The sequence below is a fragment of the Streptomyces sp. NBC_00459 genome (genome assembly GCF_036013955.1).
Lineage (GTDB): Bacteria > Actinomycetota > Actinomycetes > Streptomycetales > Streptomycetaceae > Streptomyces.
Genome location: NZ_CP107903.1, coordinates 7,051,823 through 7,073,853 on the forward strand (window position 1 = coordinate 7,051,823; position 22,031 = coordinate 7,073,853).

At 70.8% G+C, this 22,031-nt stretch carries 21 protein-coding genes; 14 read left to right on the forward strand and 7 right to left on the reverse strand.

The genetic code is table 11. From position 1 onward, the window contains the following. Window positions 1-89 precede the first annotated feature (89 nt). A complete protein-coding gene (locus OHN74_RS31305; RefSeq protein ID WP_327697913.1) occupies window positions 90-314 on the reverse strand; it encodes a hypothetical protein in 225 nt (74 codons plus the stop codon). Window positions 315-323: 9 nt separating this feature from the next. Next, window positions 324-962, reverse strand: a complete 639-nt coding sequence (gene cofC, locus OHN74_RS31310; protein ID WP_327697914.1) for a 2-phospho-L-lactate guanylyltransferase — start codon at window positions 960-962, stop codon at window positions 324-326. Window positions 963-1,177: 215 nt separating this feature from the next. Here cofC and OHN74_RS31315 point away from each other — a divergent pair, with 215 nt between their 5' ends. Genes OHN74_RS31315 through OHN74_RS31325 form a run of 3 tightly spaced genes read left to right on the forward strand, consistent with a single transcriptional unit; the run spans window position 1,178 to window position 4,316 of the window. Then, window positions 1,178-2,092 carry a lysophospholipid acyltransferase family protein gene (locus OHN74_RS31315; protein WP_327697915.1) on the forward strand — a complete coding sequence of 305 codons (915 nt, stop codon included), beginning with the start codon at window positions 1,178-1,180 and terminating at the stop codon, window positions 2,090-2,092. Next, window positions 2,089-3,099: an NAD(P)H-dependent glycerol-3-phosphate dehydrogenase gene (locus OHN74_RS31320; protein WP_327697916.1), complete on the forward strand. Its 1,011-nt coding sequence runs from the start codon at window positions 2,089-2,091 to the stop codon at window positions 3,097-3,099. The genes OHN74_RS31315 and OHN74_RS31320 overlap by 4 nt, the downstream gene beginning before the upstream one ends. 59 nt (window positions 3,100-3,158) lie before the next feature. Further along, entirely contained in the window at window positions 3,159-4,316 is a 1,158-nt protein-coding gene (locus tag OHN74_RS31325) for a D-alanine--D-alanine ligase family protein (protein ID WP_327697917.1), read from the forward strand. A gap of 83 nt (window positions 4,317-4,399) precedes the next feature. On the opposite strand, the gene OHN74_RS31330 is transcribed toward OHN74_RS31325, so the two are convergent. Both OHN74_RS31330 and OHN74_RS31335 read right to left on the reverse strand, forming a co-directional pair. Continuing rightward, window positions 4,400-4,903, reverse strand: coding sequence for a DUF3515 domain-containing protein (locus OHN74_RS31330; protein WP_327697918.1), 504 nt, complete (start codon window positions 4,901-4,903; stop codon window positions 4,400-4,402). A gap of 20 nt (window positions 4,904-4,923) precedes the next feature. Beyond that, window positions 4,924-5,157, reverse strand: a complete 234-nt coding sequence (locus OHN74_RS31335; protein ID WP_006376792.1) for an Lrp/AsnC family transcriptional regulator — start codon at window positions 5,155-5,157, stop codon at window positions 4,924-4,926. 217 nt (window positions 5,158-5,374) lie between these two features. On the opposite strand from OHN74_RS31335, the gene OHN74_RS31340 reads away from it, so the two are divergent. Then, window positions 5,375-6,340 (forward strand): thiamine-phosphate kinase, encoded by a 966-nt coding sequence (locus OHN74_RS31340; RefSeq protein ID WP_327697919.1) that lies wholly within the window; start codon window positions 5,375-5,377, stop codon window positions 6,338-6,340. After that, entirely contained in the window at window positions 6,337-7,128 is a 792-nt protein-coding gene (thiD, locus tag OHN74_RS31345; RefSeq protein ID WP_327697920.1) for a bifunctional hydroxymethylpyrimidine kinase/phosphomethylpyrimidine kinase, read from the forward strand. The genes OHN74_RS31340 and thiD overlap by 4 nt, the downstream gene beginning before the upstream one ends. Before the next feature lie 109 nt (window positions 7,129-7,237). Here the strand turns inward: thiD and rpmB are convergent, their stop codons facing one another. After that, on the reverse strand, window positions 7,238-7,423 hold the full coding sequence (gene rpmB, locus OHN74_RS31350) for a 50S ribosomal protein L28 (protein WP_073491182.1): 186 nt from the start codon (window positions 7,421-7,423) through the stop codon (window positions 7,238-7,240). Window positions 7,424-7,700: 277 nt separating this feature from the next. On the opposite strand from rpmB, the gene OHN74_RS31355 reads away from it, so the two are divergent. Further along, a complete protein-coding gene (locus tag OHN74_RS31355; protein ID WP_327697921.1) occupies window positions 7,701-9,425 on the forward strand; it encodes a DAK2 domain-containing protein in 1,725 nt (574 codons plus the stop codon). Window positions 9,426-9,558: 133 nt separating this feature from the next. Here the strand turns inward: OHN74_RS31355 and OHN74_RS31360 are convergent, their stop codons facing one another. Both OHN74_RS31360 and OHN74_RS31365 read right to left on the reverse strand, forming a co-directional pair. After that, entirely contained in the window at window positions 9,559-12,510 is a 2,952-nt protein-coding gene (locus tag OHN74_RS31360; RefSeq protein ID WP_327697922.1) for a tetratricopeptide repeat protein, read from the reverse strand. Next, entirely contained in the window at window positions 12,507-14,360 is a 1,854-nt protein-coding gene (locus tag OHN74_RS31365) for an HSP90 family protein (protein WP_327697923.1), read from the reverse strand. Before OHN74_RS31365 ends, OHN74_RS31360 begins: the two co-directional genes overlap by 4 nt. A gap of 171 nt (window positions 14,361-14,531) precedes the next feature. Here OHN74_RS31365 and recG point away from each other — a divergent pair, with 171 nt between their 5' ends. The 8 genes from recG (at window position 14,532) to mutM (ending at window position 22,030) form a co-directional block, all read left to right on the forward strand. Then, window positions 14,532-16,760 (forward strand): ATP-dependent DNA helicase RecG, encoded by a 2,229-nt coding sequence (recG, locus tag OHN74_RS31370; protein ID WP_327697924.1) that lies wholly within the window; start codon window positions 14,532-14,534, stop codon window positions 16,758-16,760. A 187-nt stretch (window positions 16,761-16,947) separates the two neighbouring features. Continuing rightward, on the forward strand, window positions 16,948-17,529 hold the full coding sequence (rsmD, locus tag OHN74_RS31375; protein WP_327697925.1) for a 16S rRNA (guanine(966)-N(2))-methyltransferase RsmD: 582 nt from the start codon (window positions 16,948-16,950) through the stop codon (window positions 17,527-17,529). A 26-nt stretch (window positions 17,530-17,555) separates the two neighbouring features. Then, window positions 17,556-18,035, forward strand: coding sequence for a pantetheine-phosphate adenylyltransferase (gene coaD, locus OHN74_RS31380; protein WP_006375441.1), 480 nt, complete (start codon window positions 17,556-17,558; stop codon window positions 18,033-18,035). A 125-nt stretch (window positions 18,036-18,160) separates the two neighbouring features. Further along, window positions 18,161-19,234 (forward strand): ATP synthase F0 subunit B, encoded by a 1,074-nt coding sequence (locus tag OHN74_RS31385; RefSeq protein WP_327697926.1) that lies wholly within the window; start codon window positions 18,161-18,163, stop codon window positions 19,232-19,234. A gap of 129 nt (window positions 19,235-19,363) precedes the next feature. Next, entirely contained in the window at window positions 19,364-20,014 is a 651-nt protein-coding gene (locus OHN74_RS31390; protein WP_327697927.1) for a YceD family protein, read from the forward strand. Window positions 20,015-20,016: 2 nt separating this feature from the next. Then, on the forward strand, window positions 20,017-20,190 hold the full coding sequence (gene rpmF / locus OHN74_RS31395) for a 50S ribosomal protein L32 (protein WP_007493396.1): 174 nt from the start codon (window positions 20,017-20,019) through the stop codon (window positions 20,188-20,190). Between the two features lie 19 nt (window positions 20,191-20,209). Then, window positions 20,210-21,046 carry a ribonuclease III gene (gene rnc, locus OHN74_RS31400; protein ID WP_443060476.1) on the forward strand — a complete coding sequence of 279 codons (837 nt, stop codon included), beginning with the start codon at window positions 20,210-20,212 and terminating at the stop codon, window positions 21,044-21,046. Between the two features lie 123 nt (window positions 21,047-21,169). Then, the gene (mutM, locus tag OHN74_RS31405) at window positions 21,170-22,030 is read left to right on the forward strand and encodes a bifunctional DNA-formamidopyrimidine glycosylase/DNA-(apurinic or apyrimidinic site) lyase (RefSeq protein WP_327697929.1); all 861 of its coding nucleotides are present in this window, start codon (window positions 21,170-21,172) and stop codon (window positions 22,028-22,030) included. Window position 22,031: the final 1 nt, after the last annotated feature.

Below are 22,031 nucleotides of genomic sequence, written 5' to 3' on the forward strand. Positions count from 1 at the left end.
GGGCCGGACTTCCCGAGGGAGTCCGGCCCGCGGCGTGTCCGGACCTCCTGGAGGCGCTCGGAAGGGGCGGCGCCCGGAAGGTCGGTGTCTCAGAAGGTCTGCAGCGTGATGAGCGTGATCCGGGGGGTGCCCCCGGGCCCGCCCTGGGAGCCGTCCGCTCCCTCGACCTCGATGCGCACCCGCTGCCCGGGCCGCAACAGCCTCAGCCCGCCCGCGTCGAACGCCGGCGCGTCGAAGGTGACGGGGGTGCCGTCGTCGAGCAGCACACTGCCGCTGCGTGTTCCGGCGTCGTAGGTGTACGCGGTCGCCTGCATGGAGGCAGCCTACTGGCCCGCGATCAGCAGTCCCTCGACGGCGGTCGCCGTCCGTGTCCCCACGCCCAGGGCGAGCGCCGCCCGCAGATCGTCGCCGGTGTCCACGTCCTGGCGTACGGAATTCACCGAGGTGAGTCCGAGTTCCACGGCGCCGGAGTCCTGGTGGCGGATACGGGAATGCGGACCGAAATGCGGAAGCAATTCCTGACCGGGCCGGGCGGTCAGCAGAGTGGTGCCGACGGTGGCCGCGTCCGCGAGGAAGGCGCGCGGGAATTCGGCGGCGGCAGTCAGGACGCGGGCAAGCTCCGGGGGGCGCAGGGCCGGCAGATCGGCGTTCAGGGCGGCTACAGGGCTGTCGGGCCGTCGAGTCCGTACGACCGCCGCTCCGTGCGCCAGAGCGGCGTTCAGGCCGCCCAGGGGCTCGTCGGAGACGATCGCGGCTCCCAGGGCCGCCAGCTCACGGGCGGCCAGGGCGTCGTTCGTGACGACCGCCACATCGTGGACCGCCGTGCAGGCGAGCACCGCTGCCACCGTGTCCTGGGCGAAGGCCAGGGCGAGACCGGGGCGGAGTCCGTCGTGGGCGGTGTCCGCGAGCCTGCTCTTGGCCCGAGCCAGGGGTTTGAGGGGTATGACCACTGTCCACTGCACGAGCGTTCCGTCCCTCCCTCGTCCACCCCGGCTGCTCAACCGGTGCTCTCCTGGCCGCAACCATTGTCACCTGGCTGTCATCAAAGCCCATCCGGCGGTGTCGGTACCGGGGCGTACGGTGTTCTCGACAGACCGGAAGCCCGGGGCGACACTTGTGCGGCCCCCGGGTCCACCGGCAGAGGTCCTGGTCCAGGCCTTAGAGGAAGGTGTCCCGCGTGCCCCGCCGCAGAATCGGCTTCTGGTACCGCCTCGCGGCGGTCATCTGCAAACCGCCGTTGGTGGTTCTGATCAACCGGGACTGGCGCGGAATGGAGAACATTCCGGCGGCGGGCGGATTTATCACCGCGGTGAACCACAATTCGCATGCGGACCCCTTCGCCTACGCGCACTACCAGTACAACAGCGGCCGTGTTCCGCGTTTTCTGGCGAAGAGCGGGCTTTTCAGGAAGGGATTCGTCGGCACCATGATGCGTGGCACCGGACAGATCCCCGTCTACCGCGAGACCACCGACGCGCTGAGCGCCTTCCGTGCCGCGATCGCCGCCGTGGAGCGCGGCGAATGCGTCGTCTTCTATCCCGAGGGCACCATCACCCGCGATCCGGACCAGTGGCCCATGACCGGCAAGACCGGCGCGGCCCGGGTCGCCCTGCAGACCAGGTGCCCGGTGATCCCGGTGGCCCAGTGGGGCGCGAACGAACTGCTGCCGCCGTACGCCAGGAAGCTCAACCTCCTTCCGCGCAAGACCCACCATGTCCTCGCGGGCCCGCCCGTGGACCTGACGCGGTTCTACGACAAGGAGATGAGCCCCGACCTCCTGAAGGAGACGACGGAGGTCATCATGGCCGCGGTCACCCGCCTGCTGGAGGAGATCCGCGGCGAGAAGGCGCCCGAGATCCCCTACGACCCGCGCCAGGAGCGGATCGAGCAGCGCCGCCGCACGGCCGCGGAAGAGGCGCAGGACGCGCTGGACGCGCAGGAGAGAGCCGTCGCCCGGGCGGCCGGAGAAGGACCGCGGGCGCAGTCGGCGGCCGTGCACGAAACCGCGGTGCACGAAGCCGCGGTGCAAGAAGCCGCAGTGCCAGAAGCAGCAGAAACACGGGAAGTTCAGGAAGAGGGGCAGGGCAAGTGAGCGAGCCGGTCAAGGCGGCGGTGTTCAGCGCTGGATCATGGGGGACCGCCTTCGGCATGGTGCTCGCCGACGCCGGCTGCGAGGTGACCCTGTGGGCGCGGCGCCCCGAACTCGCCGAGGCGATCAACTCCACGCGGACGAACCCGGACTACTTCCCGGGTGTCGAACTCCCGGAGAACCTCCGTGCCACCACGGACCCGGCGGAGGCAGCGCGCGACGCCGACTTCACGATACTCAGCATCCCCTCGCAGACCCTGCGCGGGAATCTGGCCGAGTGGACACCCCTGCTCGCCCCCGACACGGTCCTCGTCTCCCTCATGAAGGGTGTCGAACTCGGTTCCGCGATGCGGATGAGCGAGGTCATCGAGGACGTCGCCAAGGTGGGCCAGGACCGCATCGCGGTCGTCACGGGCCCCAACCTCGCCCGGGAGATCGCCGCCCGGATGCCGGCCGCCGCCGTGGTCGCCTGCACGGACGACGCCGTGGCCCAGCGACTCCAGAGCATCTGCCACACCCCGTACTTCCGCCCGTACACCAACACCGACGTGGTCGGCTGTGAACTGGGCGGCGCCGTCAAGAACGTGATCGGTCTGGCCGTCGGTATCGCGGACGGCATGGGCCTCGGCGACAACGCGAAGGGTTCGCTCATCACGCGAGGCCTCGCCGAGACCACCCGCCTCGGCCTCGCGATGGGCGCCGACCCGCTCACCTTCGCCGGACTGGCGGGCCTGGGCGACCTGGTGGCGACCTGCTCCTCGCCCCTCTCGCGCAACCACACCTTCGGCACCAACCTCGGCAGGGGCATGACCCTCCAGGAGACCATCGCGGTCACCAAGCAGACCGCCGAGGGCGTCAAGTCCTGTGAGAGCGTGCTGGATCTGGCCCGCAGGCACGGTGTCGACATGCCGATCACGGAGACGGTCGTCGGCATCGTGCACGAGGGGAAGCCTCCCGTCGTGGCTCTCAAGGAACTGATGTCGCGCAGCGCCAAGCCCGAACGACGCTGAGCAACAGGGGTCTGCGGGCGCTGACTCAGCGCACCGCCACCGGGTACCCTCAACCCGATATGAGCACCGAGAACCTCCCCCAGAGCCCCGGGCAGCCGTCCCGTAAGCCGCGTGTGGCCGTCGTCTTCGGCGGTCGCAGTTCCGAACACGGGATCTCCGTGGTCACCGCCGGCGCCGTGCTGCGTGCCATCGACCGGACGAAGTACGACGTCCTGCCGATCGGCATCACCCAGGACGGCCGCTGGGCGCTCACCGCGGACGAACCGGAGCGCATGGCGATCGTCGACCGCAAGGCGCCGAACGTCGACCAGCTCGCCGAGTCGAGGGAGGGCGGAGTGGTCCTCCCCGTCGACCCGTCGAACCGCGAAGTCGTCTACAGCGAACCGGGATCGGTGCCCAAGGCCCTCGGCGAGGTGGACGTCGTCTTCCCCGTGCTGCACGGCCCGTACGGCGAGGACGGCACCCTCCAGGGGCTGCTGGAGCTCTCCGGTGTCCCGTACGTCGGCGCGGGCGTGCTCGCCTCTGCCGTCGGCCAGGACAAGGAGTACATGAAGCGGGTGTTCACGTCGTTCGGCCTCAAGGTCGGCCCGTACGTGGTGATCCGGCCGCGTGAGTGGGAGCGCGACGAGTCGGCCGCCCGCAAGAAGATCATCGACTTCGCCGGCGAGCACGGCTGGCCGCTGTTCGTGAAGCCCGCGCGCGCGGGATCGTCGTTCGGCATCACCAAGGTCGACGAGCTGAGCGGCCTCGACGAGGCGATCGCCGAGGCCCAGCGCCACGACCCGAAGATCATCGTGGAGGCCGCGCTGCGCGGGCGCGAGATCGAGTGCGGGGTGCTGGAGTTCGAGGACGGCCCGCGTGCCTCCGTACCCGCCGAGATCCCGCCCGTTCAGGCGCACGCCTTCTACGACTTCGAGGCCAAGTACATCGACTCGGCCGACGGCATCGTCCCGGCCCCCCTCACCGAGGACCAGACGGCGGAGGTCCGCCGCCTCGCGGTCGAGGCCTTCGACGCGGCGTCCTGCGAGGGTCTCGTCCGCGCGGACTTCTTCCTCACGGAGGACGGCGAGTTCGTCATCAACGAGATCAACACGATGCCCGGCTTCACCCCGATCTCCATGTACCCGAGGATGTGGCAGGAGACGGGAGTGGACTATCCCGAGCTGGTGGATCGCCTGGTGCAGGCGGCGCTGCGCCGCTCAACAGGCCTGAGGTGAAGCGCCCCTGAAGGGGCGCGGGGAACTGCGCGACCAGCCACGACGGACGCGCACCCAACAACGCAACAGGCCACATACAGCGCCTAGTTGGCAATCCCTTCCGGCACTGCCTTCTTGATGGCCGCAGCCAGATCGACAAGCGCCCCCGAGGTGTCCCGACCCGACGGAACAGTCACCTCGACATAGGCGAGCCGCGACGAAGTCGTGAAGCGGGACGACCCGTCGTCCCGCTTCTCCATCAGCCACCCGACCCCGTTCACCTCACCCCCCACCGCATCCGGATCCGCACCGGTGGCGACCTTGGGGTCGGTCATCCTGGGCGGCCGTACGACACCGCAGCGCAGTATGATCGCCGGGCTGCTGCCCCAGCCCGCGGTCAGTGCGGACCGGGGCTCGGGATCGTCGCGGCTCAGGCCGTCCACCTTCGACGGCAGCGACTTGTCCAGGTTCCGGCACAGCTTCGCGGCCTTCCCGTCCGGCACGGGAACCGTGACCGCGGCGCTGTCGTCTGCTGAGGAGCAGCCCGTGACGACGATCAACAGGGCGAGCGCGGGCAGAGCGAGCGGCCGGTGACGCAAGAAGTTCACCGGCACAGGGTAGACGGGGGCTACAGGTGCACCACCGGGCAGGTCAGAGTGCGGGTGATGCCGTCCACTTGCTGGACCTTCGCGACCACCATGCGGCCGAGGTCGTCCACGGTGTCGGCCTGGGCGCGCACAATCACGTCGTACGGTCCTGTCACGTCCTCGGCCTGGGTCACCCCCGGGATCTTGCTGATCGTCTCGGCGACGGTCGACGCTTTGCCGACCTCGGTCTGGATCAGGATGTACGCCTGTACCACGGAACCTCCAGGGCGGCCACGAGGATCATGTGGGGAAAAGGAACGCCACGGTATCGCGTCGTCACGCGCCACGGGGAGACCTGCGGCGACCGGGAACCCGCACCGGGGTGCACACGCGGCACAGGTTGACGGTCACCTCGACCGTACAGAGGTCCATGGGGCCTCGCGACCGGGCAGGAACAGCAACGGGGACAGCACCAGAAGGGGACGTACGACTATGAAGGGCACTGTGGGCGAACTGGGGGAGTTCGGGCTCATCAGGGAGCTCACCTCCCGGCTCACCACCACCCCGGCGGTCCGGGTCGGTCCCGGCGACGACGCCGCCGTGGTCGCCGCGCCCGACCGCAGGGTCGTGGCGAGCACCGACATCCTCCTGGAAGGGCGGCACTTCCGCCGCGACTGGTCCACCGCGTACGACGTGGGCCGCAAGGCAGCCGCCCAGAACCTCGCGGACATCGCCGCCATGGGCGCCGTACCGACCGCGCTGCTCCTCGGCCTGGTCGTCCCCGCCGAACTCCCGGTCACCTGGCCCGTCGAACTGATGGACGGTCTGCGGGACGAGGCCCAGGTCGCGGGCGCCGCCGTGGTCGGCGGTGATGTCGTACGGGGGGACACGATCATGGTCTCCATCACCGCGCTCGGTGATCTCCGCAACCACGAGCCGGTGATCCGCGGTGGTGCACGGCCCGGTGACGTCGTCGCCGTGACGGGCTGGCTGGGCTGGTCGGCGGCCGGGCACGCGGTGCTCTCGCGCGGCTTCCGCTCGCCGCGCGCCTTCGTCGAGGCCCACCGTCGTCCCGAACCGCCGTATCACGCGGGCCCGGCGGCGGCCGGCCTCGGCGCGACCGCGATGTGCGACGTGAGCGACGGGCTGATCGCCGACCTCGGGCACATCGCCGAGGCCAGCAAGGTCCGTATCGACATCCGTTCGGGCGCGATCGACATCCCCACCCAGATGAACGACATCGGGCAGGCCGTGGGCGTCGACCCCATGCAGTGGGTGCTCACCGGCGGCGAGGACCACGCGATCGTGGCGACCTTCCCGCCGGACGTGAAGCTGCCCGCCCGCTGGAAGGTGATCGGCGAGGTCCTCAACCCGTCGGCGCTGCCCCAGGTGACGGTCGACGGGGCACCGTGGACCAGCAAGGGCGGCTGGGACCACTTCGCGGACATCGAGTCGTGACCGCGCTTCCGCGCGTCCTCACGGTCGCGGGCTCCGACTCCGGTGGCGGCGCCGGGATCCAGGCCGACCTGAAGACGATGCTGGCGCTCGGAGTGCACGGCATGAGCGTGCTCACGGCGGTCACCGCGCAGAACTCCCTGGGCGTACAGGGTGCTTGGGAGCTGCCGGTGGAGGCGGTGCGGGCCCAGTACCGCAGCGTCGTCGGCGACATCGGAGTGACCGCGGTGAAGACCGGGATGCTCGCCTCGGCCGAACTGGTCGAGGCGGTCGCCGAGTTGATCGCGGCGACGGACGTGCCGACGGTCGTCGACCCGGTGGGCGTCTCCAAGCACGGGGACCCGCTGCTGGCCGCGTCCGCACTCGATTCCGTACGGACGCTGCTGCTGCCGGTGGCGACCGTGGCGACGCCGAACCTCGACGAGGTGGCGCAGCTCACGGGCGTACGCGTCGAGTCGGAGGGCCAACTGCGCGAGGCCGCTGCCGCCGTGCTGGCGTACGGGCCGAAGTGGGCGCTGATCAAGGGCGGCCATCTGCCGGGCGAGGCCGTCGACCTGCTGACGGACGGGTCCGAGGAGCACTGGCTGCGCGCCCCGCGCCTCGACAACCGGCACACGCACGGCACGGGCTGCACGCTGGCGTCGGCCATCGCGTCGGGGCTGGCGAAGGGCGAGTCGGTACCGGAGGCGGTGGCGGCGGCGAAGGAGTACGTCACCGGGGCGATCGCGGCCGGGTTCGCTCTGGGGGGCGGGATCGGTCCGGTGGACCACGGGTGGCGGTTCCGGGCGTAGAGAACATCCGTCGGGGCGCATCTGCTCTGCGGGTACGGCAAAAAGCCGGCCCACCGAGGTGGACCGGCTCTGTGCAGCGAACCAACAGTGGCCGCGCGCTAGCTGAGCGTCAGCGCGAGACCTTGCCGGCCTTGATGCACGAGGTGCAAGCGTTCACGCGCTTCGGCGTCCCACCGACCACGGTACGTACGCGCTGGATGTTCGGGTTCCAGCGACGGGGTGTACGGCGGTGCGAGTGGGAGATGCTGTTGCCGAAGCCCGGCCCCTTGCCGCAGACGTCGCAGTTGGCAGCCACGGGTCACTCCAAAGACTTCAGATGCTCTTACGGGTTGATCCCGGCACGCCGGGATCAGGATCGGAGGATCTGAGTGGCAGTACCAGGGAGAAGGCCCGATGTGCGACGGCCATCTGGGATGGCCTTCTCGATCGGGCAACCGGAGCAGCATACAACGACTGCGCCAGTACAACGAAACTACCATGGCTGATCAGGGCTTCACTCCCGGCCCCGGGCCACCCGGCATTCACCCGGGGTCTACGCTGCGTGCCACGTCCAGCAGCTCAAGGAGGCGCAGGTGCCGCAGGTGCCGCAGACATTCTTCGATGCTCTCGCGGTCCGCACCTGGTGCGGACTCGCGCTGGCCGCGCTCGGGCGGGCGCGCGAGGAGATCGACGCGATCAATGTCTACCCGGTCGCCGACGGGGACACCGGCACCAACCTCTATCTGACGCTGGAGTCGGCGTGCGCGGCGGTCGAGGCCGCCTTCGCCGGGCACGAGACGGGGGCCGGACCGACTGGCACGGCCGGGGCTCCGACCCTGGCCGACGCGACCCGGGCGATGGCCCACGGCGCGCTGATAGGGGCGCGCGGCAACTCCGGCACGATCCTGGCGCAGCTGCTGCGCGGCATGGCCCAGGTGCTGGCCGCCGACGCGGACGGTGGGAGCGCTCGCATCGACGGCCCCGGCCTGTGCCTGGCCCTGCGGCACGCGGCGGAGGCCGCCCGGCAGGCCGTGGCCCACCCGGTCGAGGGCACGGTCCTCACGGTCGCCTCCGCGGCGGCCGACGCCGCGACGGAGGCGGAGGGCGACTGCGGGACGGTGGCAAGAGCCGCGTACGAGGGCGCCTCGGCCGCGTTGGCCGCCACCCCGGGCCAGCTGGCCGTCCTGGGGCGCGCGGGCGTCGTCGACGCGGGCGGACGGGGACTGGTGGCGGTGCTCGGGGCGCTGGTGGAGACGTTCACGGGGGAGGCGCCGGGAGGTGGCGCGACAGGGGCCGCGTGGGCGGCACGCGTGCGCGTGCCGGCTCGTTCCGACGCCCTTGGGACGGCGACGCCGGTGCCCGACGGCCCGGACGACTGCGCGGAGGACGCCTCCGGGCCCGCCTTCGAGGTCATCTACCTCCTGGAGGCCGAGGACACGGCCGTCGCCCGGCTCCGGGAGCGGCTGGACCGGCTCGGGGACTCGCTCGTGGTGGTCGGGGGCGACGGGCTGTGGAACGTGCACGTGCACGTCGACGACGCAGGCGCCGCCGTGGAGGCGGGAGTCGAGGCGGGGCGGCCGTACCGGATCAGGATCACGCACTTCGGGATCGGTGACGTACACACCGGTGGCGTCGGACGGCCGCCCCGGGAGCGGGTGCAGCGGGCCGTCGTGGCCGTCGTGCCGGGGGAGGGGCTGGCCGGGCTGTACGGCGAGGCCGGTGCCACCATCGTGCTCGCGCGGCCCGGGGAGCCACCGGCGAGCGGGGAGCTCGTCGAGGCCGTGCGGCGGGCCCACGCGCGCGAGGTCGTCCTGCTGCCCAACGACGCCGACCTGCGCCACACCGCCGCCGCGGCGGCCGAACAGGCCCGCACGGAGGGCATCCGCGTGGCCCTGATCCCGACGCGGTCGGCGGTCCAGGGCATCGCCGCGCTCGCCGTGCACGAACCGGAACGCCGGTTCGACGAGGACGTCGTCGCGATGACCTCCGCGGCCGGCGCGACCCGCTACGCCGAACTCGCCGTCGCGGAACGCCAGTCCTGGACGATGGCCGGCATCTGCCAGACCGGTGACGTCCTCGGCCTGATCGACGGTGACGTCGCCGTGATCGGCTCGGACGTCACGGCCACCGCGGAGGCCGTCATCGACCGCATGCTCCAGGCGGGGGGTGAGATGGTCACCCTCGTCCTCGGGGACGAGGCGCCCGAGGACATCGCGGGCCACCTGGAGGCCCGGGTCCGTGAGGGGTATCTCGCCGTCGACACCGTGGTCTATCGGGGCGGGCGGCAGGGGGCGTTGCTGCTCATCGGGGTTGAGTGAGGGAGGGTGCGCGTCGGAGGGGTTTCGCCCCCGCCGCCCCTACCCGTCCCATCCCGTTCCTGGGGGCTGCGCCCCCAGACCCCCTTCGCGCTGAACGCGCTCGTCCTCAAACGCCGGACGGGCTGAAGCGCCCCTAGTCCGCCTCCTGCTCCTCCATGAGCTGGAGCATCTGTTCCGCCTCGGCCCGGCGGGACCGGACCGTTTCGGCCTCCTCCTCGTAGGGCTCGAAGTTCTCGTACGCGGTCAGCACCCCGCGCGCGCGTGCCGCCGCGTCCGACGGGCGGCTCAGGTCCGCCTCCAGCCAGCCCGCGGCCAGTTCGGCGCCGGTGCGGCCGTGCAGGCCCTCCTCGCCGAGGGAGGAGAACACGGCGATCGCCTTCGTCATCTGGGCCAGCGCCGCCTCGAACGCGGCCTCGATCGCGCCGTCCTCGGCGTCCTCCGCGGCGGAGCGGGCCAGCAGGTCGCCGAACTGGCGGTGGGTGTGGGCGAGTTCGGCGCCGAGCTGCTCGCGGGACTCCAGCTCCTCCGCCTCGGACAGGGCCTGCGCGCACTCCCGGACCGCTTCGCCCATCCGCTGCCGGGCCCCGTCGAGGCCCGCCTCCATCCGCAGCGCGAGCCACGCGCGGGCGCGCAGGGCACGCACCAGGCCGTGCACGTTGCCGAGCGAGCGCCACAGCTCGCCGGCGCGTTCGTAGGCCTGGTCCGCCTCGGCGGGCAGCCCGGCCTGGCCGAGGGACTCGGCGGCCAGGTGGGCGAGGGTCGCGTGGTCCTGCTGCTCGGGCCAGTGCCGGGCGATCTCCGCGGCCCTCAGCCGGCGTTCGGCGGACTCACGGTGCTCGCCCAGCTCGCCCAGACAGTCGCCGAGCCACCACAGCGTCTGTACGACCGCTCCGTCGCCGTGCGTCTCCGTCCCGAGGTCGGGCAGCGCCGACTCCAGCACCTCGGCAGCCTCCGCCCACCGGCCCTGCCGCAGCAGGAAACCGCCGAGCAGGTGCCGGGCCCAGGCGCCCAGGGTCGGGCCCTCGCCCGCCTCGTCGGCCCAGTGCGCGGCCTCCAGGGCGCGGTCCGCGGCCTCGGCGATCTCGTCGCGCGCCCCGAGGATCTCGGCGAGCTGCAGGTTCAGCTGGGCCTGGCCGGCCGCCTCCAGATACGCCCCGCCGTGCTCCAGGGCCCCACGCAGCGCCCGCTCGGCCCCGGCGATGTCGCCGAGATGGTGGGCGAGGCCGGCCAGCCGTGCCTCGTACTCGACCGCGAACCACGGCAGCCCGGCCGCGACGAACGCATCCGTCGCCCAGGTGAACAGCTCCGCGGCCCCCGCCAGGTCCCCGGTGCGCGTCGCCAGTTCCCCGAGCATGGCCTGCGCCTCCGCGCCGCGTGAGGCGAGCCGCACATCGTTTCCGGCGTGCCCGTCGACGAGTGCCAGCAGCTCCCGTACGGCGTTCTCCGCGGCGGCCAGGACCTGGTCGGTGCCGTCCTCCTCGACCTGCCGCATGAGGATGCGGGCGCGCCCCATCAGGACGGCCGCGGCCTGCCGTACGCCGGTGCGCTCGTCGGAGTAGAGCGCGAGGACCTCCTCGTACGGCTCGGAGACGGTCGCCAGGGCCTCGTCGATGTCGCCCTCCAGGGCGCGTGCGTACGCGGCGCGGGCGCGGGCGGCCAGAGCCTCGCCGGGGTCGCCCGCCTCGGCGTACAGCTCGGCGGCCCGCTCGAAGAGCGCGATGCCCTCAGGGCCGCCCTCCATGGCCCTGTGATCGACGATCTCCGCCCGGTCGGCCGCCGGTAGGTCCATGTCCTCGGCGGCCCGCCAGACGGCCGCCCACGCCTCCATCGCGTGCGGCAGCAGCCCGTCCGACATCCGGCGCGCGTCGGCGAGCAGCGCGGGCAGGTCGTCCGGGGCGTCGGCCGGCTTCGCCGCGAGGCCCGGGGACACCGTGGACCCCGCGGGCGCCCTGCGGGGCGCGGGGACGCCCCGCGCCGCCCGCACGCCCAGCGGCAGCCGCTCCACCAGCGGAGCCTGGTCCATGCGCGCGCGGACGTTCTCGCCGACGTACGACGTGCCGTTGCGCAGGTCGAAGCGCTCGGACAGGGAAAGGGTCTCCTCGCGCGCGTGGACGGCGAGTTCGCGGGCGGTCCAGTCACGCTCGGCCGGACCGGGGACCGACTGGTCGCCCATACCCATGGCGGTCAGCCGGTCCATGAGGAGGGTCACGGCGGCCAGGAAGTCCATCCCGCTGCGCGGCTGCCCGGAGTCCGTGAAGTACGCGGGGCGCTCCGCGAGCAGTTCCAGGCCGCGCGCCTCGTTGCCGGTCAGCGCGCAGAACTCGACGTGGTCCGCGTACGCGCCCCGCATGCTCTCCATGGGCCGTACCAGCCGGAAGCCCCGAAGGTGATGCGCGCGGGCCTCGTCCAGGCGGCCCAGGCGCAGCAGCGGGGCCAGGGAGGACGCCAGGACGGTGTGCGGTTCGTGGGCGCACGTGAACTCGCCCTCCAGGACCGGCCGCCACAGGTCGAGCGCCTCGGCGTCGGCGCCCCGCTCGGCCTGCCACCAGCCCTGGCTGTGCAGTTCGCAGGCGTGGCAGTCGGCCATGCTGTCGCGGTCGGCGGCCAGCCAGGCGGCGTACGCCCGTTCGGCCCGCGGCAGATCGCCGATATGCGCGGCCACACTGAACTCGGCGCCGCGCACGGCCCGTTCGGAGTGCCCGGCGAGCCGGTAGCGGTGCTCCATCTCGCCGAGCCACTTCTCGATGGAGGCCAGCGGGATGTGCGGCTGGTCCAGCATGCCCGTGGTCATCCACTTGAAGACCCAGTGCAGCGTGTGGACCTCGTACTCGTCGAAGTCCTCGGGCCGCTCGTCCCACATGCGCAGCAGACGCGCGAAGGGGACGAACATCCGGTCCTTCTCGGAGCTGTAGTTGTAGGCCTTCAACTGGTGCCCGAGCGCCTCGATCACGGCGAGCGGGATGTTCAGCTTCTCGGCCTCGGCCAGCAGCTGCTCCGCGCGCGCGTTGCGGGCCGGTCCCTCCGGCTGCTCCGAGTTCAGCGCCATGGCCTCGCGGAGCGCGTCGAAGTCCTTGATCTCGCTCATCGTCGGCCGTCCTCCGTGGGCTCCGTGGGATCGCTGTGGGTGGCCCACTCCAGGAGGCCGATGAACGCACGGTTCAGCAGCGCGGAGTCCGCGGGCCGCAGCGGGCGCTGCGCCATGAGCAGGGCCTGCCCGTACAAGGACTCCGTGGCGGTGCCGATCAGTTCCCGGTCCTCCAGCGAACTGATTCTCCGGATCAGCGGGTTGAGATGGTTGAGCACCAGCCGCGCGCGCGGGGCGCTGCCCCGCAGCGAGCCGAGGATGCCGGCCCACAGGTCGTCGGCCTGCTCCTCGGCCTCCGCGCGCGCCTGCTCGTGCCGGGCCGCCCGGTCGTCCAGATGCAGCGCGGGCACGGACAAGGGGTGGAAGGCGCGCAGGACGACATCGCACCCCAGGGGGTCGAGTTTGGCGCGCGCGGCCCCCAGGAAGGCCGCCAGGGCCAGCTCCTCGGCCGGGTCGACCGAGTCCAGGTGCGCGGTCACGGTGTCGGCGTCCAGCTCGGCGACCACTGTCCCCGGGCGCACCGACGGCAGCGCCTCGATCAGCTCACTGTCGTAGGTGTAGCCGCCGTTGACGACGCCGACGCCCTGCGCGGACGCGATCGGCGCGACCTGCCGGTACTCCTCGACGGTGCGGGTGAAGTGCACCACCGGGTGCCGCTGCGCGAACTCCTCCAGCGACAACTGCCCGTCGGTCGTCTCGAAGGGGAGCCACGGCAGCATCGTGCGCAGCATCTCCTTGTCGTGCCTGGCCAGCGACTTGACGCCCAGGTGGTGCACCGACAGGAACGCGGCAAGCCGCTCCGGATCCCCGGCGGCGAGCCCGGTGAGCCAGGAGCGAATCCTTTCGCCCAGCGCCTCGCGTACCGCGGCCAGCGTCTCGTCCTCGTACAGCGACTCGCGCGAAGCCGTCGGCCGCAGGCTGTCGGTGTCGAGCACGCACCGCACGAAGAACGCCCAGTCGGGCAGCAGCTGTTCGGCCCGCTCGGTGAGCAGCATGCCCTTCAGGTGCACCCGGTGACTCGCGCGCTGCGCCGGACTCACGGAGGACGGCAGGACGTACGCCACCCCGCGAATCCCCGCGAGCGGCACGTCCAGGTCGATCGAGTCCAACGGCGTGAACCCGAACAGGTCGTGACAGTGCCGCTGGAGGGCCACCCTCCGGGTGGCGGGCGACGGATACGGACGGTTCCAGGGCGCCGGCAGATCGGTGACGGCCTCGTCGCCGACCCGCACGTCGTACGGCAGCAGCGACCCGAAGTCCCGCGCCAGCGCCAGCACACGCTCCTCGGTGAGCCACTCGCCGGCCCCGGGCCGCGCCACCAGGTGCACGGTCGTGCCCGGTTCGGGCCGGGCCGCGTCGGGCAGCGTACGCACGGTGTACGAACCGTCGTCCGCGGCCGTCCACTCCACAGGAGGTGCGTCCGGCGTACGGGCGCTGCGGCTGACGACCCGGATCCGCTCGGCCACGACGAAACAGGCAAGCAGCCCGATGCCGAACTGGCCGAGGAACTCCGAACGTGCCTCCTGGATGCCGCCGGGATCCGCCCGCTTGGAACTACGGCCGATGGTCGCAAGCAGGTTGTGCACGTCCGCCTCGGTGAGGCCGACCCCGGAGTCCTCGACCCGCAGGGTGCCGCCCTCCGCGTACAGCCGAACCCGCGCCGGGGCGTCGGGCTGCTCGGCGCGGCGGGCGGTGATCGCGTCCACGGCGTTCTGCAGCAGCTCGCGCAGATAGACCCTGGGGCTGGAGTAGAGGTGATGGGAGAGCAGGTCCACGAGGCCGCGCAGGTCGACCTGGAACGTATGCGGTGACTGGGATGCCTGGGATGACTGTGAGGTCTGGGAGTCCATCGTCGCAGCGCCGGAGGGGGGACCAGGTTCTGGCGACGGCGCGGGGTCGGGCGGTCCCGGTGAGGCGGTGACCGCGGGGGATGGCCGGGCGCGCCATCCTAGGCCCCGAACGAGCCGTCTGACCAGCGGATTCCCAGTACATATACGGCAATGTCAGTGGCGTGGTGTGCAATGGATCTCGTGCCCGCACTGGAAGAACCACTGAAACAGCCACTGAAGTCAGTGCTCGGCCCCGCCACCGCGAAGGTGATGGCCGAGCACCTCGGCCTGCACACCGTCGGCGACCTCCTGCACCACTATCCGCGCAGGTACGAGGAGCGCGGCCAGCTCACCCACCTGGCCGACCTCCCCATGGACGAGCACGTGACGGTGGTCGCGCAGGTGGCCGACGCACGCCTGCACACCTTCGCGTCCTCGAAGTCCCGAGGGGGCAAGGGACAGCGCCTGGAAGTCACCATCACGGACGGCAGCGGCCGGCTCCAACTGGTCTTCTTCGGCCACGGAGTCCACAAGCCCCACAAGGAACTCCTCCCAGGCACCCGGGCACTGTTCGCGGGCAAGGCCTCGGTCTTCAACCGCCGCCTCCAACTGGCCCATCCGGCGTACGAACTGCTGCGCGGCGACACCGACGAGGCGGCGGAGGCGGTCGACTCCTGGGCGGGCGCCCTGATCCCGCTCTACCCGGCCACCGCGAAACTGGAGTCCTGGAAGATCGCCAAGTCGGTGCAGACGGTGCTGCTCAGCGCCCAGGATGCCGTCGACCCGCTGCCCCCCTCCCTCCGGGAGGGCAGGGGCCTGGCCACTCTCCCCGAGGCCCTGCTGAAGATCCACCGCCCGCACACCAAGGCGGACATCGAGGACGCGCGCACCCGCCTCAAGTGGGACGAGGCCTTCGTCCTCCAGGTCGCACTGGCCCGCCGCCGCCACGCGGACGCCCAACTCCCGGCGGTCCCGCGCCGACCGTCCCCGGACGGCCTCCTCACCGCCTTCGACGCGAAACTCCCCTTCACCCTCACCGAAGGCCAGCAGAAGGTGTCGAAGGAAATCTTCGACGACCTGGCGGCGGAACACCCGATGCACCGGCTGCTGCAAGGGGAGGTCGGTTCGGGGAAGACAATGGTGGCCCTCCGAGCCATGCTCGCCGTCGTCGACGCGGGCGGCCAGGCCGCGATGCTCGCGCCCACCGAGGTGCTCGCCCAGCAGCACCACCGGTCGATCACCGAGATGATGGGGGAGTTGGCGGAGGGCGGGATGCTCGGCGGCGCCGACAAGGCCACCAAGGTGGTGCTCCTGACCGGTTCCATGGGCACCGCGGCCCGCCGTCAGGCGCTGCTCGACCTCGTCACGGGTGAGGCGGGGCTCGTGATCGGCACGCACGCGCTGATCGAGGACAAGGTCCAGTTCCACGACCTTGGACTGGTCGTCGTCGACGAGCAGCACCGCTTCGGCGTCGAACAGCGCGACGCCCTGCGAGGCAAGGGCAAACAGCCCCCGCACCTCCTCGTCATGACGGCCACGCCGATTCCGCGCACGGTCGCCATGACCGTCTTCGGCGACCTGGAGACGTCGGTCCTGGACCAGCTCCCCGCCGGCCGCTCGCCGATCGCCAGCCATGTCGTCCCGGCCGCCGACAAGCCCCATTTCCTGGCGCGCGCGTGGGAGCGCGTGCGCGAGGAGGTGGGCAACGGGCATCAGGCGTATGTGGTCTGCCCCCGTATCGGCGACGAGGAGGACGACCCGAAGAAGGCCGGCAAGAAGAAGTCACCCGAGGACGAGGCCGAGAAACGCCCGCCGCTCGCCGTCGTGGAGGTGGCCGAGCAGCTGACCCGGGGCCCTCTCCAGGGGCTGAAGGTCGAGATCCTGCACGGCCGTATGCACCCCGACGACAAGGACGCCGTGATGCGCCGCTTCGCCGCCGGGGAGACGGACGTGCTGGTGGCCACCACGGTCATCGAGGTCGGCGTCAACGTGCCCAACGCGACCGTGATGGTGATCATGGACGCCGACCGCTTCGGTGTCTCCCAGCTCCACCAGCTCCGGGGCCGCGTCGGCCGAGGCTCGGCCGCCGGTCTCTGCCTCCTGGTCAGTGAGATGCCCGAGGCCAGCCCCGCCCGCCAGCGTCTCAACTCCGTCGCCGCCACTCTCGACGGCTTCGAACTGTCCCGTATCGACCTCGAACAACGCCGCGAGGGCGACGTCCTGGGGCAGGCCCAGTCCGGCGTCCGTACGTCCCTGCGGATGCTCACCGTCATCGAGGACGAGGAGATCATCGCGGAGGCGAGGGAGGAGGCGGCGGCAGTGGTCGCCGCAGACCCGGACCTGGAGAACCTCCCCGGTCTGCGTACGGCCCTGGACGCGCTGCTGGACGAGGAGAGGGAGCAGTACCTGGACAAGGGGTGAGGAACCTTGTCCGACCGGGCTCCGGGGACTGGCCCTGGAGGCAGCCCCGCAGGGGCGCTGCAGGGGCGCGGGGAACTGCGCGACCAGCCCCCGGGCCCGGCTGTCGCCCACAACACAAAGCACCCTCCACCCCCGCCTGCGAAACTGGACCCGCAATCACCTCCACGGCCACGGACAAGGACCCCAGATGACCCGCGTGATCGCCGGCACAGCCGGCGGACGACGCCTAGCCGTCCCGCCGGGCACCGGCACACGCCCCACCTCCGACCGCGCCCGCGAGGGCCTCTTCTCCACCTGGCAGGCCCTCCTCGGCCCCCTGGACGGTGAGCGCGTCCTCGACCTGTACGCCGGATCGGGAGCCGTCGGCCTGGAGGCACTCAGCCGCGGTGCCGGGCACACCCTGCTCGTGGAGGCCGACGCCCGCGCCGCCCGCATCGTCCGCGAGAACGTGAAGGCGCTCGGCCTGCCCGGCGCCGAGGTCCGGGCCGGCAAGGTGGAACAGGTGGTTCAGGCGGCTGCCGCACAGTCGTACGACATCGTCTTCCTCGACCCGCCGTACGACGTTCCGGACGACGATCTTCGGGAGATTCTGCTCACACTCCGGGCCGGGGGCTGGCTCGCGGCCGAAGCCCTCGTCACCGTGGAGCGCAGCACCAGAGGCGGTGAATTCCCGTGGCCGGACGGCTTCGAAGCGCTCCGGTCCCGTCGCTACGGCGAGGGAACGTTTTGGTACGGTCGCGCCGCCTCTACGTGCGAAGACGCACGATGACCGGACCGGAGAGCGAGGGATCACAAGTGCGCCGCGCCGTCTGTCCCGGGTCGTTCGACCCGATCACCAACGGACACCTCGACATCATTTCCCGCGCCTCCCGTCTGTACGACGAGGTCTATGTCGCGGTCATGATCAACAAATCGAAGAAGGGCCTCTTCGAGGTCGACGAACGGATCGACCTGATCCGCCAGGTCACCGCCGAGTTCGGAAACGTCCGGGTCGAGTCCTTCCACGGCCTTCTCGTCGACTTCTGCAAGCAGCGCGACATTCCGGCCATCGTCAAGGGTTTGCGCGCTGTCAGCGACTTCGACTACGAACTCCAGATGGCCCAGATGAACAACGGGCTGTCCGGTGTCGAGACGCTCTTCGTGCCGACCAACCCCACCTACAGTTTTCTCTCCTCCTCGCTCGTCAAGGAGGTCGCCGCCTGGGGCGGGGACGTCTCCCACCTCGTGCCGCCACTCGTCCTGGAAGCCCTCGACGGACGTCTCAAGAAGGACTGACGAACGGGCTGACGAAGAACCGACGACGGACTGACAAACCGTCACTCGGTGTCGGGCGGGTCGGCGGGAGTCGTACAGTCGACCCGTCCGTCTTCATCACAGCTGTAGAGAGTGGCGAGCACACGGTGGACGTGCAGAAGAAGCTCGACGAGATCGTCTCCTCGGTCTCCAGTGCCCGGTCGATGCCCATGTCGGCCTCGTGCGTGGTCAACCGCGCCGACCTGCTCGCGATGCTGGAAGAGGTGCGCGCGGCTCTGCCCGGCTCCCTCGCGCAGGCACAGGAGCTGATCGGCGACCGGGAACAGCTGGTCGAGCAGGCCCGCCATGAGGCCGACCGGATCATCCGGACCGCGCACGAGGAGCGCGGCTCCCTGATCTCCGACACGGAGGTCGCCCGCCGCTCCCAGAACGAGGCGGACCGCATCCTCGCCGAGGCCCGCAAGGAGGCCGAGGACGTTCGCGCCGAGGCCGACGACTACGTCGACTCCAAGCTCGCCAACTTCGAGGTCGTCCTCACCAAGACCCTCGGCTCGGTCGGCCGTGGCCGCGAGAAGCTGCTCGGCACCGGCCCCGGCCTCGACGACCAGGGATACGAGGACGAGGACGCCCCCGAGCGCAGCCACGACCCCGAGACCCTGCGCCTCAACGCCGACAAGTACGTCGACGTGAAGCTCGGCGCCTTCGAGGCCGTCCTCGCCAAGACCCTTGAGGCGGTCGGCCGCGGTCGGCAGACCCTGCACGGCCGTATCGCCAGCGACGACCTCGGCGCCCTCGGCCAGGACGACGACGGCACCCCCAGGCAGCACACCAGCGACGCCGACTACCTGGCCGACCTCGCCGACTCCCCGGACTCCCTCGGCGAACAGCCCCGGGCGGCGGAGATCCCGGCCCAGCAGCAGTACGGCCGGCAGGACCAGTACGGCTACCAGCAGCCGGCCGACCCCTACGGCGGCTACCAGCAGGCGTACGCCCAGCAGCAGGACCAGTACGGCTACCAGTCCGCCGACCCCTACGCCTACCAGGCGTACGACGGCTCGCAGGCCGCCTACGACCCCGCCCAGGTCCAGCAGGGCTACGCCCAGCCGGAACAGCAGCAACAGCAGCAGGCGCACGCCCTCGACGAGACCAGTCTCTTCGACACCGGCATGATCAGCGCCGAGCAGTTGCGCGCCTACGAACAGGGTCGCGGCGGGCAGTGAACGCCCGCGCGGGGACCGGATTGGGCCGTGGGCGGAAGGTCCAGTATCCTGGCTCTTCGGTCGCGTGTACTTCTGCGATCACCGCTGCCCGGATGACGAGCAGCTGAGCATCGAAGATCGAAAGCAGGAATGGCTCTGAACGCCCGCCTCGACCACCGCAACCCTCTTGTGTTCGACACACACGAGCTGGGGCGGCGTCCTGGCGCGCTGCAGCGCCTGACCCGTGAGATCGACGCTCCCAAGGATCTCGGGATCCAGGGAGTCATCGGAGTGCCGGAAGGTACGCCGGTGGAGCTCAAGCTCCGCCTGGAGTCGGTCATGGAAGGTGTGCTTGTCACAGGCACCGCCCGTGCACGGGCCAAGGGGGAGTGCGTAAGGTGTCTGGAGCCGCTCGAGCAGGAGCTCACGGCGGACTTCCAGGAGATGTTCTCGTACCCTGACGCCGACGACCGGGGCCGTGTGAAAGCGGAGCCGGCCGACGACGCCGAGGACGACGAGGACATGCTCTTCATCGAGGACGGCTTGTTCGACCTCGAATCCGTGCTGCGTGATGCGGTGGTGCTCGCACTGCCGATGCAGCCGGTGTGCCAGGACGACTGTCCCGGCCTGTGCTCCGAGTGCGGGGCGCGGCTGGCGGACGACCCGGAACACCACCATGACGCCGTCGACATCCGTTGGGCGGCACTGCAGGGACTCGCAGGTTCACTCGAACCCGGCGAGAAGGACGAGATCAGCGACGCCGAAGCGGAAGCGGGCGTCGACGAGAAGCAGGAGAAGTAGCCGTGGCTGTTCCGAAGCGGAAGATGTCGCGCAGCAACACGCGCCACCGCCGGTCGCAGTGGAAGGCTGCGGTCCCCACCCTGGTTGCGTGCGAGCGCTGCCACGAGCCCAAGCTGCAGCACATCGCGTGCCCGTCTTGCGGCACTTACAACAAGCGCCAGGTCCTCGAGGTCTGAGCGGCCGGTGAGAGGCTCCATGTCTGACGCCCAGGCGGACTCGACCGCCAAGAAAAAGGCGGACACAGCCTCGTCCCACACGCTTCTGGAAGGGCGGCTCGGCTACCAGCTGGAGTCCGCCCTTCTGGTGCGTGCGCTGACCCATCGTTCGTACGCGTACGAGAACGGCGGTCTGCCGACCAACGAGCGGCTGGAGTTCCTCGGGGACTCCGTGCTCGGTCTGGTGGTCACGGACACGCTGTACCGCACTCACCCCGACCTCCCAGAAGGCCAGTTGGCCAAGCTGCGGGCCGCGGTGGTCAATTCTCGTGCGCTCGCGGAGGTGGGCCGTGGGCTCGAACTCGGCTCCTTCATCCGGCTCGGCCGTGGTGAAGAGGGCACGGGCGGGCGGGACAAGGCGTCCATCCTCGCCGACACCCTTGAAGCGGTGATCGGCGCTGTCTATCTCGACCAGGGTCTCGACGCGGCGGGCGAACTCGTCCACCGTCTCTTCGACCCGCTGATCGAGAAATCCTCGAACCTCGGTGCCGGCCTGGACTGGAAGACCAGTCTCCAGGAACTCACCGCGACCGAAGGACTCGGCGTGCCCGAGTACCTGGTCACGGAGACCGGTCCGGACCACGAGAAGACCTTCACTGCTGCCGCCCGCGTCGGAGGCGTCTCGTACGGCACCGGCACCGGCCGCAGCAAGAAGGAGGCGGAGCAGCAGGCCGCAGAGTCGGCCTGGCGTTCCATCCGAGCTGATGCGGATGAACGTGCGAAGGTCGCTGCCGCTGAGGCGGTGGCTGAAGCCGCGGCTGAGGCTGCGGTGCCTGTTGAGGATGATGTTGAGGCGTCTTCCTCCACGTCTGCCTGAGTTTGCGCGCACCAGTGCCTGTCCCTGGCGGGACGGGCACTGGTGTTTTCGGTTGTTCCTTGGCCGCGGGTCCGTCGGTGCTTGTCGCGCAGTTCCCCGCGCCCCTAAGAACAGGGGGTTTCCATGCCCGAGTTGCCTGAAGTCGAGGTTGTACGGCGGGGGTTGGCTCGGTGGGTTGCTCAACGCACCGTTGCCGATGCCGAGGTGCTCCACCCGCGTGCCGTGCGACGGCATGTCGCCGGGGCCGATGACTTCACGCATCGACTCAAAGGGCATCGCATCGGGACGCCCAGCCGGCGCGGGAAGTATCTGTGGCTGCCGCTGGAGGACACCGGGCAGTCGGTGCTGGCGCATCTCGGGATGAGCGGTCAGCTTCTGGTGCAGCCGCACGAGGCCGCCGACGAGAAGCATCTGCGCATTCGCGTCCGGTTCGCCGACGACCTGACCACCGAGCTGCGCTTCGTCGACCAACGCACCTTCGGTGGACTGTCGTTGCACGACAACACTCCCGACGGGCTGCCCGACGTCATCGCCCACATCGCGCGTGACCCCCTCGACCCGCTGTTCGACGACGAGGCCTTCCACCAGGCGCTGCGCCGGAAGCGTACGACCATCAAACGGGCCCTGCTCGACCAGTCGTTGATCAGCGGCGTGGGCAACATCTACGCGGACGAGGCGCTTTGGCGCTCCCGCGTCCACTACGAACGTCCGACCTCGGGCTTCACCCGTCCGCGTACGGCCGAACTCCTGGGCCACGTACGGGATGTGATGAACGAGGCGCTGGACGTGGGTGGCACGAGTTTCGACAGCCTCTACGTCAACGTCAATGGCGAATCGGGGTACTTCGACCGCTCGCTCGACGCCTACGGACGCGAGGGACTGCCCTGCAGGCGTTGCGCGACGCCGATGCTGCGTCGCCCCTGGATGAACAGGTCCAGCTACTTCTGCCCGAAGTGCCAGCGGGTGCCGCGCGCTTCGGCGTAGA